Origin of the sequence: Lelliottia nimipressuralis (genome assembly GCF_041464075.1) — a bacterium.
Classification (GTDB): Bacteria; Pseudomonadota; Gammaproteobacteria; order Enterobacterales; family Enterobacteriaceae; genus Enterobacter; species Enterobacter nimipressuralis.
The window spans coordinates 2601712-2627901 of record NZ_CP167172.1; the positions used below are offsets into that span (position 1 = coordinate 2601712).

The 26190-nt window shown below is 55.2% G+C and carries 26 protein-coding genes; 13 read left to right on the forward strand and 13 right to left on the reverse strand.

Annotated features, from left to right (window positions below; genetic code table 11):
• Positions 1-8: 8 nt before the first annotated feature.
• Entirely contained in the window at positions 9-1307 is a 1299-nt protein-coding gene (locus ACB496_RS12395) for a D-amino acid dehydrogenase (protein WP_102103949.1), read from the reverse strand.
• Between the two features lie 323 nt (positions 1308-1630).
• On the opposite strand from ACB496_RS12395, the gene ACB496_RS12400 reads away from it, so the two are divergent.
• Positions 1631-3163 carry a SpoVR family protein gene (locus tag ACB496_RS12400; protein WP_100779842.1) on the forward strand — a complete coding sequence of 511 codons (1533 nt, stop codon included), beginning with the start codon at positions 1631-1633 and terminating at the stop codon, positions 3161-3163.
• 104 nt (positions 3164-3267) lie between these two features.
• On the opposite strand, the gene fadR is transcribed toward ACB496_RS12400, so the two are convergent.
• Positions 3268-3987, reverse strand: a complete 720-nt coding sequence (gene fadR, locus ACB496_RS12405; RefSeq protein WP_100779841.1) for a fatty acid metabolism transcriptional regulator FadR — start codon at positions 3985-3987, stop codon at positions 3268-3270.
• Positions 3988-4188: 201 nt separating this feature from the next.
• Between fadR and nhaB the strand changes: the two genes are divergently transcribed.
• Together nhaB and dsbB are read left to right on the forward strand one after the other, a co-directional pair.
• Positions 4189-5727, forward strand: a complete 1539-nt coding sequence (gene nhaB / locus ACB496_RS12410) for a Na(+)/H(+) antiporter NhaB (protein WP_102103950.1) — start codon at positions 4189-4191, stop codon at positions 5725-5727.
• Positions 5728-5871: 144 nt separating this feature from the next.
• Positions 5872-6402, forward strand: a complete 531-nt coding sequence (gene dsbB / locus ACB496_RS12415; protein WP_100779839.1) for a disulfide bond formation protein DsbB — start codon at positions 5872-5874, stop codon at positions 6400-6402.
• Positions 6403-6445: 43 nt separating this feature from the next.
• On the opposite strand, the gene ACB496_RS12420 is transcribed toward dsbB, so the two are convergent.
• The 3 genes from ACB496_RS12420 to ACB496_RS12430 all read right to left on the reverse strand — a co-directional run bounded on the left by ACB496_RS12420 (position 6446) and on the right by ACB496_RS12430 (position 7965).
• The gene (locus ACB496_RS12420; protein ID WP_100779838.1) at positions 6446-6889 is read right to left on the reverse strand and encodes a YcgN family cysteine cluster protein; all 444 of its coding nucleotides are present in this window, start codon (positions 6887-6889) and stop codon (positions 6446-6448) included.
• Positions 6890-6982: 93 nt separating this feature from the next.
• On the reverse strand, positions 6983-7642 hold the full coding sequence (locus ACB496_RS12425) for a fumarylacetoacetate hydrolase family protein (protein ID WP_100779837.1): 660 nt from the start codon (positions 7640-7642) through the stop codon (positions 6983-6985).
• A 47-nt stretch (positions 7643-7689) separates the two neighbouring features.
• Positions 7690-7965 (reverse strand): YcgL domain-containing protein, encoded by a 276-nt coding sequence (locus ACB496_RS12430; RefSeq protein ID WP_123427625.1) that lies wholly within the window; start codon positions 7963-7965, stop codon positions 7690-7692.
• Between the two features lie 123 nt (positions 7966-8088).
• Here ACB496_RS12430 and minC point away from each other — a divergent pair, with 123 nt between their 5' ends.
• From minC to minE, 3 genes are read left to right on the forward strand one after another with little or no spacing between them, the layout of a single operon-like run.
• Positions 8089-8796 carry a septum site-determining protein MinC gene (minC, locus tag ACB496_RS12435; protein WP_371972700.1) on the forward strand — a complete coding sequence of 236 codons (708 nt, stop codon included), beginning with the start codon at positions 8089-8091 and terminating at the stop codon, positions 8794-8796.
• Between the two features lie 23 nt (positions 8797-8819).
• Positions 8820-9632: a septum site-determining protein MinD gene (gene minD / locus ACB496_RS12440; RefSeq protein ID WP_100779834.1), complete on the forward strand. Its 813-nt coding sequence runs from the start codon at positions 8820-8822 to the stop codon at positions 9630-9632.
• A 3-nt stretch (positions 9633-9635) separates the two neighbouring features.
• Positions 9636-9905, forward strand: a complete 270-nt coding sequence (gene minE, locus ACB496_RS12445; RefSeq protein ID WP_010432714.1) for a cell division topological specificity factor MinE — start codon at positions 9636-9638, stop codon at positions 9903-9905.
• Between the two features lie 51 nt (positions 9906-9956).
• On the opposite strand, the gene rnd is transcribed toward minE, so the two are convergent.
• The 5 genes from rnd to ACB496_RS12470 form a co-directional block, all read right to left on the reverse strand.
• On the reverse strand, positions 9957-11084 hold the full coding sequence (gene rnd, locus ACB496_RS12450; RefSeq protein ID WP_100780862.1) for a ribonuclease D: 1128 nt from the start codon (positions 11082-11084) through the stop codon (positions 9957-9959).
• 72 nt (positions 11085-11156) lie between these two features.
• Positions 11157-12842 carry a long-chain-fatty-acid--CoA ligase FadD gene (fadD, locus tag ACB496_RS12455; RefSeq protein ID WP_371972702.1) on the reverse strand — a complete coding sequence of 562 codons (1686 nt, stop codon included), beginning with the start codon at positions 12840-12842 and terminating at the stop codon, positions 11157-11159.
• Between the two features lie 203 nt (positions 12843-13045).
• A complete protein-coding gene (locus tag ACB496_RS12460; protein WP_100779831.1) occupies positions 13046-13630 on the reverse strand; it encodes a Slp family lipoprotein in 585 nt (194 codons plus the stop codon).
• 37 nt (positions 13631-13667) lie between these two features.
• Entirely contained in the window at positions 13668-14363 is a 696-nt protein-coding gene (tsaB, locus tag ACB496_RS12465) for a tRNA (adenosine(37)-N6)-threonylcarbamoyltransferase complex dimerization subunit type 1 TsaB (RefSeq protein WP_371972704.1), read from the reverse strand.
• A 65-nt stretch (positions 14364-14428) separates the two neighbouring features.
• On the reverse strand, positions 14429-16339 hold the full coding sequence (locus ACB496_RS12470; protein ID WP_371972705.1) for an ATP-dependent DNA helicase: 1911 nt from the start codon (positions 16337-16339) through the stop codon (positions 14429-14431).
• 127 nt (positions 16340-16466) lie between these two features.
• Between ACB496_RS12470 and ACB496_RS12475 the strand changes: the two genes are divergently transcribed.
• The gene (locus tag ACB496_RS12475) at positions 16467-16811 is read left to right on the forward strand and encodes a RidA family protein (protein ID WP_095282339.1); all 345 of its coding nucleotides are present in this window, start codon (positions 16467-16469) and stop codon (positions 16809-16811) included.
• 5 nt (positions 16812-16816) lie between these two features.
• Here the strand turns inward: ACB496_RS12475 and ACB496_RS12480 are convergent, their stop codons facing one another.
• Positions 16817-17002: a YoaH family protein gene (locus ACB496_RS12480; RefSeq protein WP_100779827.1), complete on the reverse strand. Its 186-nt coding sequence runs from the start codon at positions 17000-17002 to the stop codon at positions 16817-16819.
• Between the two features lie 61 nt (positions 17003-17063).
• On the opposite strand from ACB496_RS12480, the gene pabB reads away from it, so the two are divergent.
• From pabB to ACB496_RS12500, 4 genes are all read left to right on the forward strand, one after another.
• Positions 17064-18422 carry an aminodeoxychorismate synthase component 1 gene (pabB, locus tag ACB496_RS12485; protein ID WP_371972708.1) on the forward strand — a complete coding sequence of 453 codons (1359 nt, stop codon included), beginning with the start codon at positions 17064-17066 and terminating at the stop codon, positions 18420-18422.
• 3 nt (positions 18423-18425) lie between these two features.
• Positions 18426-19004 carry a CoA pyrophosphatase gene (locus ACB496_RS12490; protein ID WP_102103958.1) on the forward strand — a complete coding sequence of 193 codons (579 nt, stop codon included), beginning with the start codon at positions 18426-18428 and terminating at the stop codon, positions 19002-19004.
• 183 nt (positions 19005-19187) lie between these two features.
• Complete coding sequence (gene sdaA, locus ACB496_RS12495; RefSeq protein WP_100779824.1) at positions 19188-20552, forward strand: L-serine ammonia-lyase; 1365 nt, start codon at positions 19188-19190, stop codon at positions 20550-20552.
• Positions 20553-20739: 187 nt separating this feature from the next.
• The gene (locus tag ACB496_RS12500; protein ID WP_371972710.1) at positions 20740-22338 is read left to right on the forward strand and encodes an EAL domain-containing protein; all 1599 of its coding nucleotides are present in this window, start codon (positions 20740-20742) and stop codon (positions 22336-22338) included.
• A 6-nt stretch (positions 22339-22344) separates the two neighbouring features.
• On the opposite strand, the gene yoaE is transcribed toward ACB496_RS12500, so the two are convergent.
• The gene (yoaE, locus tag ACB496_RS12505) at positions 22345-23904 is read right to left on the reverse strand and encodes a CNNM family cation transport protein YoaE (protein ID WP_371972711.1); all 1560 of its coding nucleotides are present in this window, start codon (positions 23902-23904) and stop codon (positions 22345-22347) included.
• Positions 23892-24050, reverse strand: coding sequence for a protein YoaL (locus tag ACB496_RS12510; protein WP_371923348.1), 159 nt, complete (start codon positions 24048-24050; stop codon positions 23892-23894). The genes yoaE and ACB496_RS12510 overlap by 13 nt, the downstream gene beginning before the upstream one ends.
• A 317-nt stretch (positions 24051-24367) precedes the next feature.
• On the opposite strand from ACB496_RS12510, the gene manX reads away from it, so the two are divergent.
• Together manX and manY are read left to right on the forward strand one after the other, a co-directional pair.
• Entirely contained in the window at positions 24368-25330 is a 963-nt protein-coding gene (manX, locus tag ACB496_RS12515; RefSeq protein WP_102103961.1) for a PTS mannose transporter subunit IIAB, read from the forward strand.
• A 48-nt stretch (positions 25331-25378) separates the two neighbouring features.
• A complete protein-coding gene (manY, locus tag ACB496_RS12520; protein ID WP_022648448.1) occupies positions 25379-26179 on the forward strand; it encodes a PTS mannose transporter subunit IIC in 801 nt (266 codons plus the stop codon).
• The last annotated feature ends 11 nt before the right edge of the window (positions 26180-26190 follow it).

Below are 26190 nucleotides of genomic sequence, written 5' to 3' on the forward strand. Positions count from 1 at the left end.
GCTCCTTGTTAATTATGCGCGCCATGCAGATGCTGCGGGCGAGATGGCGTAAATCCGGATTGATAGCGCGCGGCGCTTAAATCATCAAACGGAATTGCCGGGGTGCGGCCCGAGATCAAATCGCTCAGCAGTTGCCCTGAACCGCAGGCCATGGTCCAGCCCAGCGTGCCGTGGCCGGTGTTAGTCCATAAATTCTTGAACGGCGTACGGCCGACAATCGGCGTGCCGTCAGGCGTCATAGGACGTAACCCGGTCCAGAAGGTGGCCTGTTCGACAAAGCCCCCGCGCGGGAACAGATCGCGAACCACCATCTCAAGCGTTTCGCGGCGCGGTTGCAGCAATTCCGTATTAAAGCCGACAATTTCCGCCATTCCGCCGACGCGGATCCGGTTATCAAAGCGGGTGATGGCGATTTTGTAGGTTTCATCAAGAATAGTTGAAACAGGCGCACCGTTGTCCTCTTTCACCGGTATGGTGAGGGAATAGCCTTTCAGCGGATAGACGGGTATATCCAGCAGGCCCTTCAGCATCGCCGTGGAGTAGGAGCCAAATGCCATTACATAGGCATCGGCTTTGATCACTTCGTCGCCGCACTTCACGCCGTAGATTTTTTCGCCTTCTGACAGCAGTTTATCGACCGAGGTGTTGTAGCGGAATGTCACGCCCGCCTGTTCACACATCTTCGCCAAACGCTGAGTAAAGAGCTGGCAGTCGCCCGTTTCATCATTTGGCAGGCGCAGCCCGCCCGTCAGTTTGTGTGCCACTTCCGCCAGCGCCGGTTCAACCTGCGCCAGCTGGCTGGCTTCGAGCAGCTGATACGGCACGCCTGCATCTTCCAGCACGGCGATATCGCGAGTGGCGTTTTCATACTGCTGCGCGGTGCGGAACAGCTGCAATGTGCCGCCCTGCCGCCCTTCGTATTCGATGCCGGTGGTGTTGCGCAGTTCTTTCAGGCAGTCGCGGCTGTACTCTGCCAGGCGCACCATGCGGCCTTTGTTTTCCATGTAGTGGCGAGTATCGCAGTTGCGCAGCATCTGCCACATCCACTTGAGCTGGAATTGCGTGCCGTCGAGGCTAATCGCCAGCGGCGCGTGACGCTGGAACATCCATTTGATGGCCTTCAGCGGTACGCCCGGTGCCGCCCACGGCGCCGCATAGCCTGGGGAGATCTGCCCGGCGTTGGCCGCGCTGGTCTCCAGTGCCGATCCCGGTTCGCGATCGATGACCGTCACCTCGTGTCCCGCCTGACTTAAATACCAGGCGCTGGTGACGCCGACAACCCCACTTCCCAGTATGACAACACGCATAGCCACTCCGTTATGTGCAAAAGAACAATCTTCTAATTACAGATTGATAACCTAGTTGAAAATATTATTCAACATACGACTTTTTTATGGTGACTTAACTCACATCTTCCCCAGCCAGCGGGGATGGCGCTTATTTAGGATCTTTTACTGCGCGTTCTTTTTAACCAGCAGAAAATTCTGCGAGATAACCGTTTTCACCGGGATCAAAAATCGGAAATCGCAAAGAAAAAATTTCTGCGTCAGCACGCTTTTCAACGCGTTGTTCTATGCTTGAAAAGAGGTTCTCCAGACTAGAGAGAGCTATCAACAACGAGGGCGCGCTAATGGCTACACTTGACTCAATGAACAAGGACAGCACTCGTCTCAGCGATGGACCCGACTGGACCTTCGAGCTGCTGGATGTCTATCTGGCCGAAATCGACCGGGTGGCGAAGCTGTATCGACTGGACACCTACCCGCACCAGATCGAAGTCATTACCTCCGAACAGATGATGGACGCCTACTCGAGCGTCGGGATGCCGATCAACTATCCGCACTGGTCGTTCGGTAAAAAATTCATTGAGACCGAGCGACTCTACAAGCACGGCCAGCAAGGGCTGGCGTATGAGATCGTCATTAACTCCAATCCCTGCATCGCCTATCTGATGGAGGAGAACACCATTACCATGCAGGCGCTGGTGATGGCGCACGCCTGCTACGGGCACAACTCGTTCTTCAAAAATAACTACCTGTTCCGCAGCTGGACCGATGCCAGTTCGATTGTCGATTACCTGATTTTCGCCCGTAAATACATCACCGAATGCGAGGAGCGCTACGGGGTGGACGAGGTGGAAAAACTGCTCGACTCCTGTCACGCGCTGATGAATTACGGCGTGGATCGCTACAAACGTCCGCAAAAAATCTCCCTCCAGGAGGAGAAAGCGCGGCAGAAAAGTCGCGAAGAGTATCTGCAAAGCCAGGTGAATATGCTGTGGCGTACCCTGCCGAAACGCGAAGAGGAGAAAACGATCGCCGAAGCGCGGCGTTATCCGTCTGAGCCGCAGGAGAACTTACTCTACTTTATGGAAAAAAATGCGCCGCTGCTGGAGCCGTGGCAGCGTGAAATCTTACGCATCGTGCGTAAGGTGAGTCAGTATTTTTATCCGCAAAAACAGACGCAGGTGATGAACGAAGGCTGGGCGACGTTCTGGCATTACACCATCCTTAACCACCTGTATGACGAAGGCAAAGTGACCGAGCGCTTTATGCTCGAGTTTCTGCACAGCCACACTAACGTGGTCTTCCAGCCGCCGTATAACAGCCCGTGGTACAGCGGGATTAACCCCTATGCCCTCGGCTTTGCGATGTTCCAGGATATCAAACGCATCTGTCAGTCACCGACGGAAGAGGATAAATACTGGTTCCCGGACATCGCCGGTTCCGACTGGCTGGAGACGCTGCATTTCGCGATGCGCGACTTTAAAGACGAGAGCTTTATCAGCCAGTTCATGTCACCGAAAATCATGCGTGATTTCCGCTTCTTTACCGTTCTGGATGACGATCGTAATAATTATCTGGAGATATCGGCGATTCACAATGAGGAAGGGTACCGTGAGATCCGCTCGCGCCTCTCCTCTCAATACAACCTGAGCAATCTGGAACCCAATATCCAGGTCTGGAACGTGGATTTACGCGGCGATCGCTCTCTGACGCTGCGCTATATTCCGCACAACCGTGCGCCGCTGGATAAAGGCCGCAAAGAGGTGCTCAAGCATGTGCATCGCCTGTGGGGCTTTGACGTGTTGATGGAGCAGCAAAACGAGGACGGGAGCGTGGAACTGCTGGAGCGCTGCCCGGCGCGGGGAAACACGCTGTAATCGCATTGCCGGGTGGCGACGCATCTTCCCCGGCTTTCGTATGACTCAGCTTCAGGCCCTTTAAGCGGGCAAAAAAAAGCCTCTCAGTCGAGAGGCTTTTTCTTTTAATGACCGTGAATCGCTAAATCGCCCGGCAGATTTTTCTGCATCCGGTGCCAGATCTCGCCGCTGTCATGGCCGTAACGACGCACCGTTTCATAGACCTGATCGTGCTGGCCTTCGGTGCAAAGCTGGCTTAACTTGTGGTAGAAACCGAGCGCCAGGCTGCGCGCTTCCGGATTGGCGAAATAGTGGCGACCAATGCGGGTGTACAGCCCTTTCATGCCGTTAAGGATCAATCCATAAATCGGATTTCCCGACGCAAACGCCAGGCCACGGAAGATGTTGTAATCGAGGGTCGCAAACGCATCCGCATGATCGTCAACCGCCGTCGCCGTCGCCAGCACTTCCAGCGCCTTTTCAGGATGCTGACGGAATGCGGTACGGATAAAGATGGTAGAAATGTTGGTGCGCACCGACAGCAAATTATCGATCAGCTGTGGAACGCTCTCGTGATCGAGACGGGCGAGCGTTTCAAGAATGTTCAGACCCGACGTTTCCCAGAAGTTATTCACTTTGGTCGGTTTGCCGTGCTGAATCGTCAACCAGCCATCACGCGCCAGACGCTGAAGAACTTCGCGTAAAGTGGTACGTGTTACGCCAATCAGTTCAGACAATTCACGTTCAGCGGGAAGAATCGTTCCAGGAGCGAAACGGTTATTCCAGATGCTTTCAATGATGTACTCTTCAGCGAAACCCGCCGGGCTTTGCGCCTTTATGACCATAGTGAGATTTCCATTACACAGCTTTAACTAATTCACTCATCATACCAGAGGCTGACAGTGGCAGATAGCGCAGCGACGCGGGAAAAAAGGGATCACCGTTTCATTTTTATCAAATACAGCATCCTGGTCGACAGCCGTTATTCATGCAAATTGTGCGTATAATAATGTTTTGCTTAACTTTGGCGAGGAAGGAACTCTCTGGTGGAAATGTCTTACGGACGCGCCCTGTGGCGCAATTTTTTAGGTCAGTCACCCGACTGGTACAAGCTGACGCTGCTCATTTTTCTGATCGCTAACCCTGTGGTGTTTATCTTCTCGCCGTTTGTGGCCGGCTGGCTGCTGGTGGCCGAGTTTATCTTTGCCCTGGCGATGGCGCTGAAATGCTATCCCCTGCTTCCCGGCGGGCTGCTGGCGATTGAAGCGGTGTTTATCGGCATGACCAGCGCAGAGCGCGTGAAAGACGAGCTGGCCTCTAACCTGGAAGTGCTCCTGCTGCTGATGTTTATGGTGGCCGGGATCTACTTTATGAAGCAACTGCTGCTGTTTATCTTCACGCGGCTGCTGCTGAGTATTAGTTCCAAAACGGTGCTTTCCCTCTCCTTCTGTCTGGCTGCCGCGTTTCTCTCCGCATTCCTCGATGCGCTGACGGTCGTTGCGGTGGTGATAAGCGTCGCCGTCGGTTTTTACGGCATTTATCATCGCGTGGCCTCAACGAAAACCGAGAGCGATTTGCAGGATGACAGCCAGATTGACGTGCCGAAGCGCGACGTTCTGGAACAGTTTCGTGCGTTCCTGCGCAGCCTGATGATGCACGCGGGCGTCGGCACGGCGCTCGGCGGGGTGATGACGATGGTCGGCGAGCCGCAAAACCTCATTATTGCAAAAGCCGCAGGCTGGAACTTTACCGAATTCTTCCTGCGCGTGGCGCCGGTGAGCGTCCCGGTCTTTGTCTGTGGGCTGCTGACCTGTGTGTTGCTCGAGAAAACCAAAAGCTTCGGCTATGGCGCCCAACTGCCCGGCCCGGTTCGCGATGTGCTGCACGAATTTGATCTGAAAAGCCGCAGCCAGCGCACCCGTCAGGAAAAACTGGCGCTGATCGCCCAGGGTATCATCGGCGTGTGGCTTATCGTCGCGCTGGCATTCCACCTGGCGGAAGTGGGGCTTATTGGCCTGTCGGTAATTATTCTGGCGACGTCGTTTACCGGTGTGACCGACGAACATGCGATCGGCAAGGCATTTACCGAAGCGCTGCCGTTTACTGCCCTGCTGGCGGTGTTTTTTGCCATTGTGGCGGTGATTATCGATCAGCAACTGTTCTCGCCGATTATCGACTTTGTCCTGCAGGCGTCACCCGACTCGCAGCTGTCGCTCTTTTATCTGTTTAACGGCCTGCTCTCTTCTATTTCCGATAACGTGTTTGTCGGATCGGTGTATATCAATGAGGCCAAAGCGGCGCTTGAACATGGGGCCATTAATATTAACCAGTTTGAGCTGCTGGCCGTGGCGATTAACACTGGCACCAATTTGCCGTCAGTGGCGACGCCAAACGGACAGGCGGCGTTTCTGTTCCTGCTGACCTCGGCGCTGGCTCCCCTGATTCGTTTGTCCTACGGTCGGATGGTGTGGATGGCGTTGCCGTACACGCTGGTATTAACCGTTGTCGGCTTGCTGTGCGTCAAATTTACCCTCATTCCTTATACGCAATGGTTGTTGCAAATAGGTATACTGGCCGCGCATTAAGTCCCTGAATTCGGGTGGTTCGCTGCCCGGTTTGACTTTCTGCATTATAAACATCCAATTACGTTTTATTTTGCCAGGAGCATCTGGCGCTAAAATCGTTTTGGTTTACACTGCGCTTTCTAAGCCTGTTCCAGGGAAATGATTATGTTGCGATTTTTGAACCAATGCTCTCGCGGTCGCGGAGCGTGGTTATTGATGGCCCTGACCGCCTTTGCGCTGGAAATGGTAGCGCTCTGGTTCCAGCATGTGATGTTGCTGAAACCCTGTGTGCTGTGTATTTACGAACGTTGTGCGCTGTTCGGCATTATGGGTGCAGGGCTGGTGGGTGCGATTGCGCCAAAATCCCCGCTGCGTTATGCCGGGATCGCCCTCTGGTTGTACAGTGCCTGGAAAGGCATTGAGCTGGCATGGCAGCACACCATGATGCAGCTGCATCCCTCCCCGTTCCAGACCTGTGATTTTGCCGCCCGCTTCCCAGGCTGGCTGCCGCTGGACAAGTGGCTGCCGCAGGTGTTTGTGGCCTCCGGTGATTGCTCTGTTCGTCAGTGGGAATTCCTGACGCTGGAGATGCCGCAGTGGCTGGTCGGTATTTTCGTCGCCTACTTCGTGGTGGCGCTGCTGGTACTGATTGCCCAGCCGTTCAAACCGAAAAAACGCGATTTGTTTGGTCGATAAGCACAAACGGCACCCAACAAAAAACCCGCCTCGGCGGGTTTTTTTATGCGTGTTTGGGATGGTTGAGAATATGGTCTTCCCAGTCCTGCACTTCGGATTCTTTCACCGCGATATGTCGCACCGAAATGCGCTCGCCGTGCATCGCCGCTTTTGAGCCGGTCAGCAGCGGATGCCAGTCCGGCAGCCCTTTCCCTTCCGCCAGCAGGCGATAGGCGCAGGTGTGAGGCAGCCATTCAAACGTCGGGAGATTGTCGCGGGTCAGCTTGATGCAATCCGGCTCGTACTCGAAACGGCGCTCGTAGTTGCGGCACTGACAGGTTTTGATGTTCAGCTGCTTGCAGGCGACGTTGGTGAAGTAGATTTCGTCCGTGTCTTCGTCCATCAGCTTGTGCAGGCAGCACTGCCCGCAGCCGTCGCACAGCGATTCCCACTCCACGTCGGTCATTTCGTCGAGAGTCTTGCTTTGCCAGAAAGGGGTTTCGCTCATAAGGATGTCCACACGTCAAAAGAAAGCGCACCTTATAACCAGTCTGGCACGTGGATGCAAGTTTTGCCGCCGATTAACAGCGGCAAGGGCATTTTACAGCACGCGCGTCTTAACGGATTGTCCGTTAAAACCGATTTCCAGTTCGTCACCGCTCAGCAGTGGCCCAACGCCTTCTGGCGTACCGGTGAGGATCACATCGCCCGGCTTGAGGGTGAAGTAACGGCTCATGTAGGCGATAAGCGGCAGGATCTTATGGATCATGTCAGACGTATTGCCCTGCTGGCGAATTTCGCCGTTCACTTTCAGGCTCAACGGGGTGTTTTGCGGATCGGCGTGGAATTCAGCGGCCGGAATAAAACCGGAGATCGGGCAGGAATTATCAAAGCCTTTGGCTTTTTCCCACGGCTGGCCGGCTTTTTTCATTTTGCCCTGCACATCGCGCAGCGTCAGGTCCAGTGCAACTCCGTAGCCTGCGATGGCTTTCTGCACGTGATCCTCGGATGCCTGACGCAGCGTGCCGCCAATTAGCACCGCCAGTTCGACTTCATGGTGTACCGAACCCAGCCCCTGCGGTAGCGCCAGCGGCTGGCGAATATCGCAAATAGCGGTTTCCGGCTTGATAAACAACACAGGCTCTTCTGGCACGGCACTGCCCATTTCCTGAATATGCTTCGCATAATTGCTGCCTACGCAGACCACTTTGCTTACAGGGTAATCCAGTAATGCACCTTGCCAGTTGTGATGTTGATACATGCTCGTCCCCTACACGGTTGATATGTCACCCACGGAGTTGGCCGGGGTTATTTTTTTCCGTCACCTGCGAGATGCTGTTTTAATAAATTCTCAGGAGGTGGCGGAAGCTGTAAATAATAGCCTTGTTCTTTCAGGGCGGTTTTCACTTTATCCAGATCGGCATTCACCAGTTTTTTACGACCGTCCAGCGGCAATAGCATCGCCAGCTGCGGCGCGCCGAAGCCTTTCATTAATTCTTCCGGTACGCGGGAAAAATCGTCTTTTTTCTCGACATAAAGATAGGTCTGGTCGCGTTTAGTACTTCTGTAGATCACACAAAACATGTTTTTACTCTGAATTATCGGTGGTTGCTTGCCTCAATATACCAGTGACTATAACATGCCTGATACTCTTCGGAATATCGCAACGAATGTGCTGCGATTAACAGCAAATTGAGTAAGGCCAGGATGTCAAACACGCCCATCGAGCTTAAAGGCAGTAGCTTCACCTTATCAGTGGTTCATTTGCATGATGCAAAACCCGAGGTTATTCGTCAGGCGTTAGAAGACAAAATCGCGCAGGCACCCGCTTTTCTGAAACACGCCCCAGTGGTGGTGAATGTCAGCGGTCTCGACGCGCCTGTGAACTGGCAGCATCTTCAGCAGGCGGTCACCTCGACCGGGCTGCGTATTGTTGGCATTAGCGGCTGCAAAGATGCTCGTCTTAAAGATGAAATCGAGCGTGCCGGTCTGCCCCTTCTGACTGAAGGCAAAGAAAAAACCGTCCGTTCTCCGGCGAAAGCCGCCCCGACGCCTCCACCGCCCGCGCAAACTGTTACTCCTATCACAAAAACGCGAATGATTGATGTGCCGGTTCGTTCCGGTCAGCGCATTTATGCACCAAACTGTGATCTGATTGTGACAAGCCACGTCAGCGCTGGCGCTGAGCTGATTGCCGATGGCAATATTCACGTCTACGGTATGATGAGAGGACGCGCGCTGGCCGGTGCCAGTGGCGATCGGGAAGCACAAATATTTTGTACCCATCTGACGGCGGAACTGGTTTCCATCGCAGGTGAATATTGGCTGAGTGACAAGATCCCAGCCGAATTTTATGGCAAAGCGGCACGCCTGCGACTCGCAGAGAACGCTTTGACTGTTCAACCGTTGAATTGATCCCTTTTTAACAAGGAATTTCTATGGCACGCATTATTGTTGTGACTTCGGGTAAAGGAGGCGTTGGCAAGACCACCTCCAGCGCGGCCATCGCTACTGGTTTGGCCCAGAAGGGAAAGAAGACAGTTGTTATCGATTTCGATATCGGCCTGCGTAACCTCGACCTGATCATGGGGTGTGAGCGTCGCGTTGTGTATGACTTTGTTAACGTCATTCAGGGCGATGCCACCCTTAACCAGGCGCTGATTAAAGATAAGCGCACGGAAAACCTCTTTATTCTTCCTGCTTCTCAGACGCGCGACAAAGATGCGCTGACCCGCGAAGGCGTGGAGAAAGTGCTCGACGAACTGAAAAAGATGGAGTTCGACTTTGTGGTCTGCGACTCCCCTGCCGGTATCGAAACGGGCGCGCTGATGGCGCTGTATTTTGCTGACGAAGCCATTATCACCACCAACCCGGAAGTCTCCTCTGTACGTGACTCTGACCGTATTCTGGGCATTCTGGCGTCTAAATCTCGTCGCGCGGAAAATGGTCAGGACCCGATTAAAGAGCACCTGCTGCTGACCCGTTACAATCCGGGTCGCGTTAATAAGGGTGACATGCTGAGCATGGAAGACGTGCTGGAGATCCTGCGCATCAAACTGGTTGGCGTCATTCCGGAAGATCAATCCGTGCTGCGCGCCTCTAACCAGGGCGAGCCGGTGATCCTCGATACGATGGCAGACGCGGGTAAAGCCTACGCTGATACCGTTGACCGTCTGCTGGGAGAAGAACGTCCTTTCCGCTTCATTGAAGAAGAGAAGAAAGGTTTCCTCAAACGCCTGTTCGGAGGATAAGTTATGGCATTACTGGACTTTTTTCTCTCGCGGAAAAAAAGCACCGCCAACATCGCGAAAGAGCGACTGCAAATTATCGTTGCGGAACGTCGCCGCAGCGATGCTGAACCACACTATTTGCCGCAGCTGCGCAAAGACATCCTGGAAGTGATTTGTAAGTATGTGCAGATCGACCCGGAGATGGTCACCGTGCAGCTGGAGCAGAAGGATGGGGATATTTCGATTCTGGAGCTGAACGTGACGCTGCCGGAAGCGGAAGAGTCACGTCCATAGCATTATGAACGTATCAATGCCGGGTAGCGTTTCGCTTACCCGGCAATTTTATTACTGTGGATAGTCTGCCAGCAGGGTTTTCAGACGTTCGCCCATCAACTCCCCGCGCCAGCCCGCAATCAGTTCCGGCAGGCCATTCTGTGGTTTTAACTTCCAGTGCCAGTTCAGCAGCTGATTGATCTGACGGCGTGACGCCAGCAGCTCTGGGCTTATCTTGTTTTCCGTTCCCACTTCCAGCACCAGTGCTTTGATCTCTTTGAACGCTTTGCGATAGCCTGGCATATCCATCAGGTTCAACAGTGGCTCCGGCAGTTCATCGTCCGGCAACTGCTGGGCTTTAGCGACCAGAGCCAGCAACGTTTTACCGTGGAAGCGAATTTCACTGCCCGATAATCCGATACTGTCCAGTTCGCCCATGCTGCCCGGCATATAGCGCGCAACCGCCCACAGATGCTCTTCGCGTACGACAAAATTGACCGCCAGATCGCGCTCGCGCGCTTTGCGCAGACGCCAGTCGGCCAGCAGCTGCAGGCAGGCAAGCTGACGGGTACGCAGCTGCCAGGCATTGGTGATATCGCGCCAGGCGTCTTTCGGGTCGACCACTTCCTGACGGCGCTGCTGTGTCATACGGCATTCGTTGAGCGCTGCATCCAGCCAGCCAGCGTCTTCAGCCTCTTTCATTAGCTGGCCGCAAATCGGCAGCAGGTAAAAGACATCGGCAGCGGCGTAGTCCAGTTGACGTTCAGTCAGTGGACGCGCCAGCCAGTCGGTGCGCGACTCGCTCTTATCCAGCGCAATGCCGGTATACTCTTCGACCATCGCGGCAAAGCCCCAGGAGAGCGGACGGCCGGAGAAAGCGGCGAGAATTTGCGTATCAATCAGGGGTTCCGGCATCACGCCAAAGGTATTGAGGAATACCTCCAGATCTTCACTACCCGCATGCAGATATTTGGTCACGGCGGTATCGAGCAGAAGTTCACGCATTGGCGCCCAGTCCGTGATACCCAGCGGGTCAATCAGCGAGACCTTTTTGCCATCGTACATTTGGATCAAACCCAACTGGGGATAGTAGGTTCGCGTGCGAACAAACTCGGTATCCAGAGCAATGGCGGGAAAGTCGCGGGTGACGTTGCACAGCGTTGCCAGCTCGTCGTTGGTTGTGATCATCTGGTAATTCAAAACGGTTTCTCTCTGGTTTGCGCCCATAAAAAACGCCGGCTAACCGGCGTGTGGTGGCGACTCACTCGAAGCTTAGGCTTTATTGTCCACTTTGGAACGCGCTTCGTCACGTAATTCTCGTCGTAATATCTTCCCGACGTTCGATTTTGGCAGCTCCGTGCGGAACTCCACCAGCTTCGGCACTTTGTAACCGGTAAGCTGACGACGACAAAATGCGATGAGTTCATCTTCGTTCAGCGAGGGGTCTTTTTTGACCACGAATATCTTCACCGCTTCACCGCTGCTGCCGGACGGCACACCGACGGCAGCCACTTCCTGCACCCCATCGTGCTGCATTACCACGTCTTCGATCTCGTTAGGATAAACGTTAAAACCGGAGACCAGAATCATGTCTTTTTTGCGATCGACAATGCGAAGGAAACCTTCGTCGTCCATCACCGCGATGTCGCCCGTGTAGAGCCAGCTGTCTTTGATGATTTCATCCGTCGCATCCGGGCGCTGCCAGTAGCCGAGCATCACCTGCGGGCCTTTGACGCACAGTTCGCCCGGCTCACCGTGAGGCACTTCATTGCCTTCGTCGTCGACCAGTTTGGCCTCCGTTGACGGCACCGGCAGACCAATGCTGCCGCTGTGATAATCGATATCATGCGGGTTAACGCTGACCAGCGGCGCGCACTCTGTGAGGCCGTAACCCTCCAGCAGATACTGCCCGGTGAGTTTCACCCAGCGGTCGGCCACCGCCTGCTGAACCGGCATGCCGCCGCCCGCAGAGAGGTGCAGCGTGGAGAAGTCGAGCTGCTGGAACTCTTTATTGTTGAGCAGTGCGTTAAACAGCGTGTTCACCCCGGTCATGGCGGTGAACGGATATTTCGCCAGCTCTTTCACCAGCCCTGGAATATCACGCGGGTTGGTAATCAGTAAATTCTGTCCGCCCAGCTCGATAAACAGCAGGCAGTTCATGGTCAGAGCAAAAATGTGATACAGCGGCAGCGCCGTGACCACCAGCTCTTTGCCGCGGTGCAGCAGCGGGCCGTAGGTCGCATTCACCTGCTCAAGGTTCGCCAGCATATTGCGGTGAGTCAGCATCGCCCCTTTCGCAACGCCGGTGGTACCCCCGGTGTACTGCAGGAAAGCCAGATCGTCTGAGACCACTTCCGGCTTCACATACTGCATGCGATAGCCGCTTTGCAGCGCGCGGCGGAAGGAGATGGCATCCGGCAGATGGTATTTCGGCACCAGACGCTTCACATATTTGACGACAAAGTTAACCAGCGTCCCTTTGGCGGTCGACAGCTGATCGCCCATGCGGGTCAGGATCACGTGGCGGACCTGGGTTTTATCGACCACTTTTTCCAGCGTATGGGCAAAGTTGGAGACAATCACAATCGCCGCCGCGCCGCTGTCATTCAACTGGTGCTCCAGCTCGCGCGGAGTATAGAGCGGGTTGACGTTAACCACGATCATCCCCGCCCGCAAAATACCGAACAGTGCCACCGGATACTGAAGCAGATTTGGCATCATCAGCGCGACGCGGTCCCCTTTCTTCAGGCCCAGGCCTTCCTGCAAATAGGCGGCAAAGGCCCGGCTGCGCTCTTCCAGTTTGCGGAAGGTCATCACCTCGCCCATGTTCACAAACGCAGGCTGATCCGCGTAGCGCGCGACCGAGTGCTCAAATAATTCAACCAGGGATTGATAACGGTCAGGATTGATCTCCGCAGGAACATCTGCGGGATAACGGTTAAGCCAAACCTTTTTCAATGCATCACCTCTGAAATGAGTGTTCGTCGTCATCACAACCCCGATAATAAACAGTTCGTTAACATTATATTAACTCAGCGTACCAGTTTATTAATTGTTCGAATTTAAGGTTGCGAAGCGCGTCACTCTTTTTTTTGTGTTATATCCGTAAAAAACAGAGACAGCGGCTGAGCCGCTGTCTCTTATCTAATAATAACAGTAAGTTATTCTGTAACGATGGTCTGAACCTGAGCCGGGCCTGGATTGTACCAGCCCCATCCACCGTAGCCGCCGTAACGGTACGGGTGCGGTCCCCACATCCACGGGTCGATAGGCTGCGGTGGCAGCATGACCTGTTGGGTCAGGTGCCAGCGTTTGTAGCCGGTGGCCTGTAGGGTCATAAATTTATACGGCGTGTTACCGATTTTCCCCTGTACCGTGCCGGTGATTGGCCCAACGACCGTCACCAGTTGGCCACGGAAATCGACCGGATCGAGGAAACCGTTCACGTCTGCATAAATTCGCCCACGCGAAGGTTCGCCCAGTACTGGCCGCGCGCCGCTGTCCAGCGGCACCGTCGCAATTTCCAGACGGGTTTTGCCCTGCTGGTTCTGGATGTCCACCACTTTGCCGCCAAAGCGTGCCTCCTGGCCAACGTAAAGTTCAGGCGCATTCATCACCCGCACCAGATCCTGCTGCGGTGTCGGACTGCTTCCTTTTATCGCGTCAGGAACGGTGACACATCCACTTAATGCCACAGCGATAGCGCCCGCTATGAAGAGGCGTACAACCTTTGTTTGAACCGCCATGATGCGACTCCCTTTTCTCAGTGCTTATTACTGAGATTCACGCCCTGCCCGGAAGTTTCTTCCAGGCCACTTCATTTCGCAAATAAACCGGCTCAGCGTGTTCAACGGCCACGGTTTTTCCCGCGCTCAGCAGCTGACAGGCGATCGGCAGCATATCTTCAGCACGGGGGAGTAACACCTGACCATCGACCAGCGTCAGACCGCTGTCATTTGCCATATCCGGCCAGGCTGGCCAGCCTGTACCCACAGTAGCCCACTCGCCGGAAAGTTGTTTCAACCGTTCAGCAACGGCGTCCGGTTTGAGCACCGACTCGGTCTCTTCACCGTGCCAGACGCCCTGCTCATCGCGCGTGTACTCGGCCCAGTAGACTTCGCCCATGCGCGCATCAATCGCGGCCAGCACTCGCGTCGCGCCAGTGGTGCGCCATGCGCCCTGCGCCATGGTGGCGAGTGTGGAAACGCCAATCATTGGCAGATCGGCGCCCAGCGCCAGGCCCTGTGCGATACCAATGCCGATACGCACGCCGGTGAAGCTGCCCGGCCCACGGCCAAAGGCCAGCGCGTCGAGTTCAGTTAAAGTGGAGTTGCCCTGGTGAAGGATCTCTTTCACCAGCGGCAGAATACGTTGGGTATGTTCCCGGGGGCACTCTTCAAAATGGGCAAAGAGGGTACCGTTATCCCACAGGGCAACGGAGCAGGCCTCTGTAGCGGTATCAATAGCCAGAATTCGCATGGGTCTCGCGCTCTCGCAATGGGTAGTCACAAAATGGCGCGCATCTTAGCACACTCCAGGGCAAATTACTCCGCCGTTGGGTTCGCCAGGAAACGCACCGCGCGATTAATGTCCCGCGTGCGGGGCGCGGGTGGCAGGCTGGCAAGGAATGTCGCGCCGTAAGGGCGCATCACCAGGCGATTGTCGCAGATCACCAGCACGCCGCGGTCGTCCGTATCACGGATCAGACGCCCGACACCCTGCTTCAGGGTGATAACCGCGTCCGGGAGCTGTACGTCGTCAAAAGGATCGCCCCCGCGCAGGCGGCAGTCTTCCATGCGCGCTTTGAGCAGCGGATCGTCCGGAGAGGTAAAGGGCAGTTTGTCGATGATCACCAGGGAGAGCGCATCCCCCCGCACGTCCACCCCTTCCCAGAAACTGCTGGTTGCCACCAGCAGCGCGTTACCGGCAGTCACAAACTGCTGCAACAGCTGGCCCTTACTGGTTTCGCCTTGCAACAGCACGGGTAAGGTCATGGTGGCGCGAAACTGTTCGGCCAGATCGCGCATCATGGCGTGGGAGGTGCACAGCATGAAGCAGCGGCCATTGTTAGCCTCGATCATCGGTTTGAGCATTGCCGCCAGATGTTTCGCCGCGCCCGGCTGGTTCGGTAGCGGTAGATTGCGCGGCACGCAGAGCAGTGCCTGGGTTTGGTAATCGAACGGGCTGGGCAGTAGCAGTGAATCTGACTCTTCAATCCCCAGCCGCTCGGTGAAATGATGCAGATCGTCGTTCACGGAGAGCGTCGCGGAGGTGAATATCCAGCTCCCCGGTTTCTGCGCCATCACCTCTTTGAATTTATCGGCCACGGTCAGCGGCGTGAGCGCCAGGGTGAACTGGCGCGCGGTGCATTCATACCAGTAGCTAAAGCCGGGCTGGTTGATCTCTTTAAGACGTTTCAGGCGCGTGCGGTACAGCGTGGCGCGCTCAAAAGCGGCGTCGAGCAAGGCGCTGCGCCCGAGGGACAGCTTAGCCACGTCATAACACAGCTCCAGCGCATCATCGAGCAGCAGCAGCGCGCGCTGGATATTGCTGTCGGCTAACAGTTCGCGCAGATTTCCGCGATAGCCGGGTTCACCCAGCTGCATACGAAAATCCTGCGCGCTTTGCGCCAGCCGGTCAGCGCATTTCTGCAGCTGCTGGGTGTCGCGCAGTTCGGTGCGATAGGCAATGGTGAAATCTTTGGCGAGATCCTGGAGCTGACGGCTGGAGAGCGACTGACCAAAATACTGGCTGGCGATATCCGGCAACTGATGGGCTTCATCGAAGATCATCACTTCCGCTTCCGGAATTAACTCACCAAAACCGCCGTCCTTAACCACCATATCCGCCAGGAACAGATGGTGGTTCACTACCACCACATCGGCATCCATCGCGGTTTTACGCGCTTTGACGACAAAACAATCTTTATACAGCGGGCAGTCGCTGCCGAGGCAGTTGTCGTTGGTGCTGGTCACCAGCGGCCACGCCTGAGAATCTTCGGCGACGCTGGCGCAGGTGCTGATATCCCCGTCGATGGTTTGATTCGCCCAGGCGCGGAGGATGATCACATCGCTCAGGGTCTGAACCGGCAAATCGCCGCCAGCCAGCGCTTGCTGTTCGAGGCGCTCCAGACAGAGATAGTTTGAGCGCCCTTTCAGCAGTGCCAGGCGGCCTTTATAGTTCAGGGCTTTTGCCACCGTCGGCAGGTCGCGACTGTAGAGCTGATCCTGCAACGCTTTCGAGCCGGTTGAGATGATCACTTTCTTTTTCGCGCGCAGCGCAGGGGCAAGATAGGCGTAAGTTTTGCCCGTCCCGGTGCCTGCCTCGACCACCAGCGACTGGGTATTTTTGATGGCGCGGGTGACCGCCTCCGCCATATGTCGTTGCGGCTCGCGCGGTTTAAAACCGGGAATCGCCTGCGCTAACTGACCGTCTGCTGAAAAATCGTCTGCCACGTTGCTCTCTCACTGTATTTTTGCACAGGGATTATGTCAGCCCGCCCTCTCCTGTGCCAGTCGAAATAGACGTTGACGGAACATTATGGCAGTCTTGCGGCCTGAAACCATTTATGAGGAAAGGTTTATGACAATTGTGCGCATTGATGCGGAAGCCCGCTGGTCTGACGTTGTGATTCACAATCAGACGCTCTACTACACGGGTGTCCCCGAAAACCTGGACGCTGATGCGTTCGAGCAAACGGCCAATACGCTGGCGCAAATTGACGCGATTCTGGAAAAACAGGGCAGCGATAAATCCCGCATTCTGGATGCGACCATTTTCCTGGCGAATAAAGACGACTTTGCTGCGATGAATAAAGCCTGGGATGCGTGGGTAGTAGCGGGTCACGCGCCTGTACGCTGTACGGTACAGGCCACGCTGATGAAGCCGCAGTATAAAGTTGAAATCAAGATAATCGCGGCGGTGTAAGACGATTATTCGTCGTCTTCGTCATCCTCGAAACGCGCCACAATCCGATCGCCGGTATGGGTGGCGCGAATTTCCTGGGCTACGGTCGTAATCGCTTGTCCGCTGCTCATTCCCTGGGACATCAGTTCCTGAATACGCTCGACGGCTTTTTGCTGCTGTTCATGACTGAGGGAAGGTAAACCTGCAAACATTATCAACTCCTGCTAAATTATCTGCGCTAATAAATTCACGCTGCCCGGTAGTATGCCACACATGAACCCGTTACCCCCTACTGTCATTTCATTACCCTGGCGTCATGACGCCGCCGAATTCTGGTTTGCGCGCTTAAGCCATCTCCCGTGGGCGATGCTGCTGCATTCCGGGCATGCCGATCACCCTTACAGCCGCTTTGATATTCTTGTCGCCGATCCGCTCACCACCCTGACGACCCGTGGTGATTCTACGCAGATATCTTCAAGTGACGTTGTCACATCCACTGACGATCCGCTCGCCCTGCTTGAGCGCGAACTGAACGCCCTGCCGTTCAGCGCCACAACGGATCTTGATTTGCCTTTCCAGGGGGGCGCACTGGGGCTGTTTGGCTATGACCTGGGCCGACGATTTGAAACGCTGCCAGAGCACGCGCAGAAGGATATTACGCTGCCGGATATGGCCGTTGGGCTGTACGACTGGGCGGTGATTGTTGATCACCATAAACAACGGGTTTCACTGCTCAGCCACAGCGACGCTGACGCGCGGCTGGCGTGGCTCGACGCGCTGCAGCCCGTTCCGGCCATCGATTTTACGCTCACCTCCGCGTGGCGTTCCAATATGAGCGCGGATGAGTATGCGCAGAAGTTCGCGCAGGTGCAGGCGTATCTGCACAGCGGTGACTGCTATCAGGTGAATCTCGCCCAGCGTTTTCAGGCGACTTACGCGGGCGATGAGTGGCAGGCGTTTACGCACCTGAACGCCAGTAACCGCGCGCCATTCAGCGCCTTCCTGCGTCTGGAACAGGGCGCAGTCCTGAGCCTCTCGCCGGAGCGTTTTATTCATCTCGCCGATGGCACTATCCAGACGCGCCCGATTAAAGGCACCCTGCCGCGCCTCACTGACCCTGACGCCGATCGGCTGCAGGCGGAGAAACTCGCTGCCTCGCCAAAAGATCGGGCCGAGAATCTGATGATTGTCGATCTAATGCGTAATGATATTGGTCGCGTCGCGGAGCCGGGTAGCGTGCGCGTTCCCGAGCTGTTCGTGGTGGAGCCATTTCCGGCGGTGCATCATCTGGTGAGCACGATTACCGCGCGCCTCCCGGCGAACCGTTCTGCCTGCGATCTGCTCCGTGCGGCGTTTCCTGGCGGATCGATCACCGGCGCGCCGAAAGTGCGCGCCATGCAGATCATCGACGAACTGGAACCCCATCGCCGCAACGCCTGGTGCGGCAGCATTGGCTATCTGAGCCGGTGTGGCACGATGGATACCAGCATAACCATCCGCACCCTGACCGCCAGCGCCGGGCAGCTCTACTGTTCGGCAGGCGGCGGGATTGTGGCCGACAGCCAGGCAAACGCGGAATATCAGGAAACGTTTGATAAAGTGAACCGCATCCTGCATCAACTGGAGAGCTAACATTTGGATACCCACGATCTGACCCTGGATGATTTTCTGTCGCGCTTTCAGCTTTTGCGCCCGCAGGTGAATCGTGATGCGCTGAACAGCCGCCAGGCGGCGGTGTTGATCCCGGTGGTACGCCGCGAGCAGCCGGGATTGTTGCTGACCAAACGCTCGTCGCATTTACGTAAACACGCAGGTCAGGTGGCGTTTCCCGGGGGGGCAGTCGATGCCTCCGATGCCTCACTGATTGCCGCTGCCCTGCGCGAAGCCCAGGAAGAGGTGGCGATCCCGCCAGAATCCGTTGAGGTGATTGGCGTGTTACCGCCGGTGGACAGCGTGACCGGCTTTCAGGTAACGCCGGTCGTCGGGATTATCCCGCCCAATCTGCACTATCACGCGAGCGAAGATGAAGTGGCGGCGGTGTTCGAAATGCCGCTGGCGGAAGCCCTTCGACTTAGCCGATATCATCCGCTGGATATTCAACGGCGTGGACACGATCACCGGGTGTGGCTGTCGTGGTATCAGCATTATTTTGTCTGGGGCATGACGGCGGGCATTATTCGTGAGCTGGCACTGCAAATCGGCCTGAAGCCTTGACTATACTTTACATTCTGAATTTTTCTTCGGGTTTGCGAGGGGCGTCGCACCATTAGCAAAACAGGGGTTATTCATTAGTTTAATTCATGTGAATAGTTCAGCCGACCTGTAACTTCCCTCTTACACTATGCGCAGTTATAACATCGTTACTGGAACCCCGGTAACCCTGTCAGGAGTAAGAAAGTGATTAGTATATTCGACATGTTCAAAGTGGGGATTGGCCCGTCTTCTTCCCACACTGTAGGGCCGATGAAGGCCGGTAAACAGTTCGTCGATGATCTGGTCGAAAAAGGATTACTGGAAAGCACTACCCGTGTAGCCGTTGACGTTTACGGTTCACTCTCTTTAACGGGTAAGGGCCACCACACCGATATCGCCATTATTATGGGTCTGGCAGGTAACATGCCGGACACCGTGGATATTGACGCCATTCCGGCGTTTATCCGCGACACTGAAACTCGCGGTCGTCTGCTGCTGGCTAACGGCAAGCACGAAGTGGATTTCCCCCACGACGACGGCATGCGTTTTCGCAGTGATAACCTGTCACTGCACGAAAACGGCATGCAGATCCACGCCTTTAACGGCGACAAAGTGATCTACAGCAAAACCTATTACTCCATCGGCGGCGGTTTTATCGTCGACGAAGAGCACTTTGGCAAAGACACGGCGGGCGACGTTAACGTCCCTTATCCGTTCAAGTCTGCGCAGGAAATGCTCGACTACTGCAAACAGACCGGCCTGTCGCTCTCCGGCATGGTGATGCAAAACGAACTGGCGCTGCACAGCAAAAAAGAGATCGAAGACTATTTTGCTAACGTGTGGCAGACCATGCAGGCCTGTATCGACCGTGGGATCAATACCGAGGGCGTTCTGCCAGGACCACTGCGCGTACCGCGTCGTGCCTCTGCCCTGCGCCGTATGCTGGTGACGACCGATAAATTCTCCAACGACCCGATGAACGTGGTCGACTGGGTGAATATGTTTGCGCTGGCGGTGAACGAAGAGAACGCCGCCGGTGGCCGCGTGGTGACGGCACCCACTAACGGCGCATGCGGTATCGTTCCGGCGGTGCTGGCCTATTACGATCACTTTATCGAGCCGGTGACGCCTGACATTTACATCCGCTATTTCCTCGCAGCGGGTGCAGTGGGCGCATTGTACAAAATGAATGCCTCCATCTCCGGTGCTGAAGTGGGCTGTCAGGGTGAAGTGGGCGTAGCCTGTTCCATGGCGGCGGCGGGCCTGTCTGAACTGCTGGGCGCCAGCCCGGAACAGGTTTGCGTGGCAGCGGAAATCGGGATGGAACATAACCTTGGTCTGACGTGCGACCCGGTCGCAGGACAGGTGCAGGTACCGTGCATCGAGCGTAACGCCATCGCCTCCGTGAAAGCGATCAACGCCTCGCGTATGGCCATGCGCCGCACCAGCGAGCCACGTGTGTCGCTGGATAAGGTCATCGAGACCATGTACGAAACCGGCAAAGACATGAATGCCAAATACCGTGAAACCTCTCGCGGCGGCCTGGCGATCAAGGTGCAGTGCGACTAACCATTTCGACTATCCCCTGAATATGTCACGCCGCAGGACGTTTAAAACGGCGTGAAGTATGACGGGGATATGCCCATCTGCAACGGATGGGCGAATTTTCTCCGCTGTCTCGTCACCTTAACATTTCCCCACTACACTTTCTGTGTTGCCCCGGCGCCTGGCTGGCGGCTTATCGAGCGTCCTTTTCATGCAAACTGCGCAAAGGATCATTAAAAGCTATCGCCGAAACCGCATTATTGTCTGTGTGCTGGTGGCGCTTTTTACGCTCTTTTTGACCCTGAGCTTTCGGTTTATTTCACAGCGTAATGTAAATCAGGACCGTATTCACGCCTTTGCAAACCACTCTGTGAATGCGCTGGACAGTATCCTTATTCCCCTTGAGAGTGGACGCGAAAAACTGCAATCCCTGGTGGGTGCCCCCTGCGTTGATATCCACCTGTCGCTACGAAAACAGGCTGCAACTCTGCAAACCGTGCGCTCTATTGGACTGATCAAAGACGGGATCCTCTACTGCTCCAGTATTTTTGGCATCCGCGACGTGCCGATCCGGCAGATACAACCGGCATTACCTTCAAGCCAGCCGCAGCTGGTGCTGTCGACGGATAAATCGCTGCTGAAAGGCAGCCCGATTTTAATCCAGTGGTATCCCGTCTCTGACAGCGGCGAAGACGGCGTGATGCAGGTTGTGAATATCGAGCTTATCACCCGCATGATGCTTGAGCCGCAGCCTCCGCTGATCACTGATGTGAGCTTAAGCGCGGGCAATAAATTTCTTCGCTACGGTCAGAATGTGACTGACACGCTCACCTATACCGATGACGCGATGATCCTGCGTCAGTCTTCGGCTCATTTCCCCTTCACCATTACCGTCAGCGGGCCAGGCGCAAGCCAGCTGGCGCTGAAAAATCTGCCCTCCCAGCTCCCACTGGCGGTGCTGTTGAGCCTGCTGCTGGGCTATATCGCCTGGCTTGCCACTGCCAGTCGCATGAGCTTCACATGGGAGCTTAATCTCGGCCTGGCTGCACGCGAGTTTGAGCTGTTTTGCCAGCCGTTACTCAATGCCCGCACGCAGAAATGCGTCGGCGTGGAGATCTTGCTGCGCTGGAATAACCCCCGTCAGGGGTGGATCTCCCCGGATGTTTTTATTCCGCTGGCGGAGGAACACAATCTGATTGTTCCTCTGACGCGCTACGTAATCGCAGAAACCGTCCGTCAGATTGGCTATTTTCCCGCTAATAAAGGCTTTCATATCGGGATTAACGTGGCGGCCAGCCATTTTCGCAACGGGATGCTGTTACAGGATTTGAACCGCTACTGGTTCAGCGCGCATCCCAAACAGCAGCTGATTGTTGAACTCACCGAGCGGGATGCCCTGCTGGATATGGATTATCGCATTGTGCGGGAGCTACATCGCAAAGAGGTCAAACTGGCGATTGATGATTTTGGCACCGGCAGCAGTTCGCTCTCCTGGCTGGAGAAACTGCGCCCTGACGTGCTGAAAATCGATAAATCTTTCACCACGGCGCTCGGGACGGATGCGGTGAATTCGACGGTGACAGATATGATTATCGCCCTGGGCCAGCGGCTGAATCTTGAACTGGTGGCGGAAGGGGTGGAGACGCAGGAGCAGGCGCGCTATTTGCGCGATCACGGCGTGACGATTTTGCAGGGATTTTTGTATGCGCGGCCGATGCCGCTGAAAGATTTTCCGCAGTGGCTGGCGGAGAGCTCGCCTCCACCAGCACCGCGGAATGGGCATATCGTTCCGATTATGCCCTTACGCTAAGCCTGATTACTCTTCTTCGTCGTGGGCGGACTGCTCTTTAACAATACGCACCAGGTCTACGCGGTAATCATTTGCCTGCATGATGGTGATTTGCAGCGGCGGCAGCTCAATGATATCGCCAACGCGCGGGATCTGGCCGTTCACGGCAATCACTAATCCGGCAACGGTCGCGATATCTTCTTCATCGTTGATGACGTTATCGAGACCCAGCGTGTGCTGCAGAGCGTGCAGATCGGTTGTCCCTTTGACCAGCCAGCCGTCGCCATCCGCCACGATTTCTGGCGTTTCATCGGCGTCCGGGAATTCACCGGCAATGGCTTCCAGCACGTCCAGCGGCGTGACCAGGCCTTGTACTACGCCAAATTCGTTAGTGACGATCACAAAACTACCGCGCGCACGACGCAGCACGCCCAGCAGGTTGATTGGGTCCAGCGTTTCCGGAACCACAATCGCCGGTGAGGCCGCCGCAATCGCTTCGACGTTAACGCCCTCTTCCAGCGCCACCAGCAACTCTTTGGCGCGCACGACACCGATGATTTCATCCAGCTCACCGCGACACACCGGGAACAGGCTGTGCGGTGAGGAGAGCAACTGCTGGCGGATTTCATCGACGCTCAGGTTGGCATCGACCCAGCTGATTTCACCGCGTGGCGTCATAATGCCGCGCAATGAGCGGGAGGCCAGCGACAGCACGCCGTTAATCATGTAGCGCTCTTCTTCAACGAACGCCCCTTCCGGAACCGGCACCGGGTTACCGTTCGCGTTTTCCGGCTGGACGTTCGTCTGGCGGCGACCGCCCATCAGACGCAGGATGGCGTCAGCGGTACGGGCGCGCAGCGGCTGATTTGACTGCTGCTTAATGAAGTTGCGACGCGCAATCTGGTTAAACAGTTCGATAATGATCGAGAAGCCAATCGCGGCGTACAGGTAGCCTTTCGGAATATGGAAGCCGAAACCTTCTGCGACCAGGCTCAGACCAATCATCAGCAGGAAGCTAAGACACAGCACCACCACCGTTGGATGTTCGTTCACAAAGCGAGTCAGTGGCTTCGAGGCCAGCAGCATCACGGCCATCGCAATCACAACCGCAGCCATCATCACTGGCAGGTGGTTCACCATACCGACGGCGGTAATTACTGCGTCCAGGGAGAACACGGCATCGAGCACCACGATCTGTGCGACAACAACCCAGAAACTCGCATAGCCTTTACCATGACCATCATCGTGCTGGCGGTTCTCCAGTCGTTCATGCAACTCAGTGGTGGCCTTGAACAGCAGGAATAGTCCCCCCACCAGCATGATCAAATCACGACCGGAGAAGGTGAAATCCCAGACGGTAAACAGCGGTTTGGTCAGGGTAACCATCCACGAAATAACGGACAGCAGCGCAAGACGCATGATCAGCGCCAGCGAAAGACCGATTAAACGCGCTTTGTCGCGCTGTTTAGGCGGCAGCTTATCCGCAAGGATGGCGATAAACACCAGGTTGTCGATACCAAGAACAATCTCTAGAACAACCAGCGTAAGTAATCCCACCCAGATTGACGGGTCCATTAAGAATTCCATGACAAGCTCCTGCTAAAGGAATGACAAAACGGCGCCCCGGAAAGCGTGGGCGAAATGGCGGTAGACATGTTCAACGAGTGGCGAGGATCGCCGGCGTGCGAGGCGCAAAATGGCCTGGAAGATGACTGACGTCGGTGACGGTCCATACAGTGGGCTGTAGCCCTATACTCCTGGTAATTAAACGGAGGCTAAACATATCAGAGACAATGGCTTTTTAGCAAAGATTTACTTTCCTTTGCAAAGATCTGTAACAGAGTCGATTTTCATTTGGGATAAATCTCCTCTGTGAAGCTAAATTACGGATCTTCATCACATAAATTATTTTTTCACTATCTAAAATAATTCACGGAAGTCTTCGTTAATTTAACTCTAACCCTTTATCTGAATCGATTCGGTACGCCGGGGAAGATTCTCAGTACACCTGCCTGGCAGATGTATTCATGATAATAAAAGGAGGTAGCAAGTGACCATTGCTATTGTGATAGGCACACATGGTTGGGCTGCAGAGCAGTTACTCAAAACCGCAGAAATGCTGTTGGGTGAGCAGGAAAACGTTGGCTGGATCGATTTCGTCCCTGGCGAAAACGCTGAAACGCTGATTGAAAAATACACTGCTCAGCTGGAGAAACTGGATACCAGCAAAGGCGTGCTGTTTCTCGTTGATACATGGGGTGGCAGTCCGTTTAACGCCGCCAGCCGCATTGTCGTCGATAAAGAGCATCATGAAGTTGTCGCTGGCGTAAACATCCCGATGCTGGTGGAAACGCTGATGGCCCGTGATGATAACCCGAGCTTTGACGAACTGGTCGCTCTGGCAGTCGAAACCGGTCGCGAAGGCGTGAAAGCGCTGAAAGCACAACCGGTTGAGAAACCGGCTCCGGTCGCAGCGGCAGTGAAAGCAGCGGTCCCGACAAAACCGATGGGCGCGAACGATTACATGGTGATCGGGCTTGCGCGTATCGATGACCGTTTAATCCACGGCCAGGTGGCAACACGCTGGACCAAAGAGACCAACGTGAAACGCATTATCGTCGTCAGCGACGAAGTGGCTGCCGATCACGTGCGTAAAACCCTTCTCACCCAGGTTGCTCCTCCGGGCGTTACCGCACACGTCGTGGACGTCGCCAAGATGATCCGCGTGTATAACAACCCGAAATATGCGGGCGAGCGTGTGATGCTCCTGTTCACCAACCCGACAGACGTCGAGCGCATTGTTGAAGGCGGCGTGAAGATCACCTCCGTCAACATTGGCGGTATGGCGTTCCGTCAGGGCAAAACGCAGGTGAATAACGCGATTTCAGTCGATGAAAAAGATATCGAAGCCTTCAATAAGCTGAATGCACGCGGTATTGAGCTGGAAGCCCGTAAGGTTTCCACGGATCAGAAACTGAAAATGATGGATTTGATCGGCAAAGTTGGGAAATAACCCAGGCGCTGATTTTTCACATAAAGCTTATGTAATAGGAGAAGTACAATGGAGATTACCACTCTTCAGATTGTGCTGGTGTTCATCGTCGCGTGTATTGCGGGTATGGAATCCGTACTTGATGAATTTCAGTTCCACCGCCCTCTGGTGGCCTGTACGTTGATTGGCGCCGTTCTTGGCGATATGAAAACCGGTATTATCATCGGTGGTACGCTGGAAATGATCGCCCTGGGCTGGATGAACATCGGTGCGGCAGTTGCACCTGATGCAGCGCTGGCATCTATCATTTCAACGGTTCTGGTTATTGCCGGTCATCAAAGCATCGGTGCCGGTATCGCACTGGCTATCCCACTGGCAGCAGCAGGCCAGGTTCTGACCATCATCGTTCGTACTATCACCGTGGCCTTCCAGCATGCGGCGGATAAGGCGGCCGATAATGGCAACCTGACGGCCCTCTCGTGGATCCACGTTTCCTCTCTGTTCCTGCAGGCCATGCGTATCGCTATCCCGGCGGTTATCGTGGCGATCTCTGTAGGTACCAGCGAAGTCCAGAGCATGCTGAACGCGATTCCAGAAGTCGTGACCGGCGGTCTGAACATCGCGGGTGGCATGATCGTGGTAGTCGGTTACGCGATGGTCATCAACATGATGCGCGCAGGCTACCTGATGCCGTTCTTCTACCTCGGCTTTGTTACTGCGGCGTTCACTAACTTCAACCTGGTTGCTCTGGGTGTGATTGGTGCGGTGATGGCGATTCTGTACATCCAGCTGAGCCCGAAATATAACCGCGTCGCGGGTGCACCAGCGCAGGCTGCTGGTAACAACGATCTCGATAACGAACTGGACTAGCAGGTGAGCGA

What these genes read in the sequence shown, in the direction of transcription:
- pabB (WP_371972708.1), top strand. Translation starts at nt 17,064, where the DNA reads ATGAACCCGTTACCCCCTACTGTCATTTCATTACCCTGGCGTCATGAC.
- dsbB (WP_100779839.1), top strand. Translation starts at nt 5,872, where the DNA reads ATGTTGCGATTTTTGAACCAATGCTCTCGCGGTCGCGGAGCGTGGTTA.
- yoaE (WP_371972711.1), bottom strand. Translation starts at nt 23,904, where the DNA reads ATGGAATTCTTAATGGACCCGTCAATCTGGGTGGGATTACTTACGCTG.
- ACB496_RS12460 (WP_100779831.1), bottom strand. Translation starts at nt 13,630, where the DNA reads ATGGCGGTTCAAACAAAGGTTGTACGCCTCTTCATAGCGGGCGCTATC.
- ACB496_RS12500 (WP_371972710.1), top strand. Translation starts at nt 20,740, where the DNA reads ATGCAAACTGCGCAAAGGATCATTAAAAGCTATCGCCGAAACCGCATT.
- fadR (WP_100779841.1), bottom strand. Translation starts at nt 3,987, where the DNA reads ATGGTCATAAAGGCGCAAAGCCCGGCGGGTTTCGCTGAAGAGTACATC.
- minC (WP_371972700.1), top strand. Translation starts at nt 8,089, where the DNA reads ATGTCAAACACGCCCATCGAGCTTAAAGGCAGTAGCTTCACCTTATCA.
- ACB496_RS12480 (WP_100779827.1), bottom strand. Translation starts at nt 17,002, where the DNA reads ATGTTTGCAGGTTTACCTTCCCTCAGTCATGAACAGCAGCAAAAAGCC.
- minE (WP_010432714.1), top strand. Translation starts at nt 9,636, where the DNA reads ATGGCATTACTGGACTTTTTTCTCTCGCGGAAAAAAAGCACCGCCAAC.
- ACB496_RS12395 (WP_102103949.1), bottom strand. Translation starts at nt 1,307, where the DNA reads ATGCGTGTTGTCATACTGGGAAGTGGGGTTGTCGGCGTCACCAGCGCC.
- ACB496_RS12420 (WP_100779838.1), bottom strand. Translation starts at nt 6,889, where the DNA reads ATGAGCGAAACCCCTTTCTGGCAAAGCAAGACTCTCGACGAAATGACC.
- ACB496_RS12475 (WP_095282339.1), top strand. Translation starts at nt 16,467, where the DNA reads ATGACAATTGTGCGCATTGATGCGGAAGCCCGCTGGTCTGACGTTGTG.
- ACB496_RS12425 (WP_100779837.1), bottom strand. Translation starts at nt 7,642, where the DNA reads ATGTATCAACATCACAACTGGCAAGGTGCATTACTGGATTACCCTGTA.
- tsaB (WP_371972704.1), bottom strand. Translation starts at nt 14,363, where the DNA reads ATGCGAATTCTGGCTATTGATACCGCTACAGAGGCCTGCTCCGTTGCC.
- ACB496_RS12430 (WP_123427625.1), bottom strand. Translation starts at nt 7,965, where the DNA reads ATGTTTTGTGTGATCTACAGAAGTACTAAACGCGACCAGACCTATCTT.
- manY (WP_022648448.1), top strand. Translation starts at nt 25,379, where the DNA reads ATGGAGATTACCACTCTTCAGATTGTGCTGGTGTTCATCGTCGCGTGT.
- ACB496_RS12510 (WP_371923348.1), bottom strand. Translation starts at nt 24,050, where the DNA reads ATGGACCGTCACCGACGTCAGTCATCTTCCAGGCCATTTTGCGCCTCG.
- minD (WP_100779834.1), top strand. Translation starts at nt 8,820, where the DNA reads ATGGCACGCATTATTGTTGTGACTTCGGGTAAAGGAGGCGTTGGCAAG.
- ACB496_RS12400 (WP_100779842.1), top strand. Translation starts at nt 1,631, where the DNA reads ATGGCTACACTTGACTCAATGAACAAGGACAGCACTCGTCTCAGCGAT.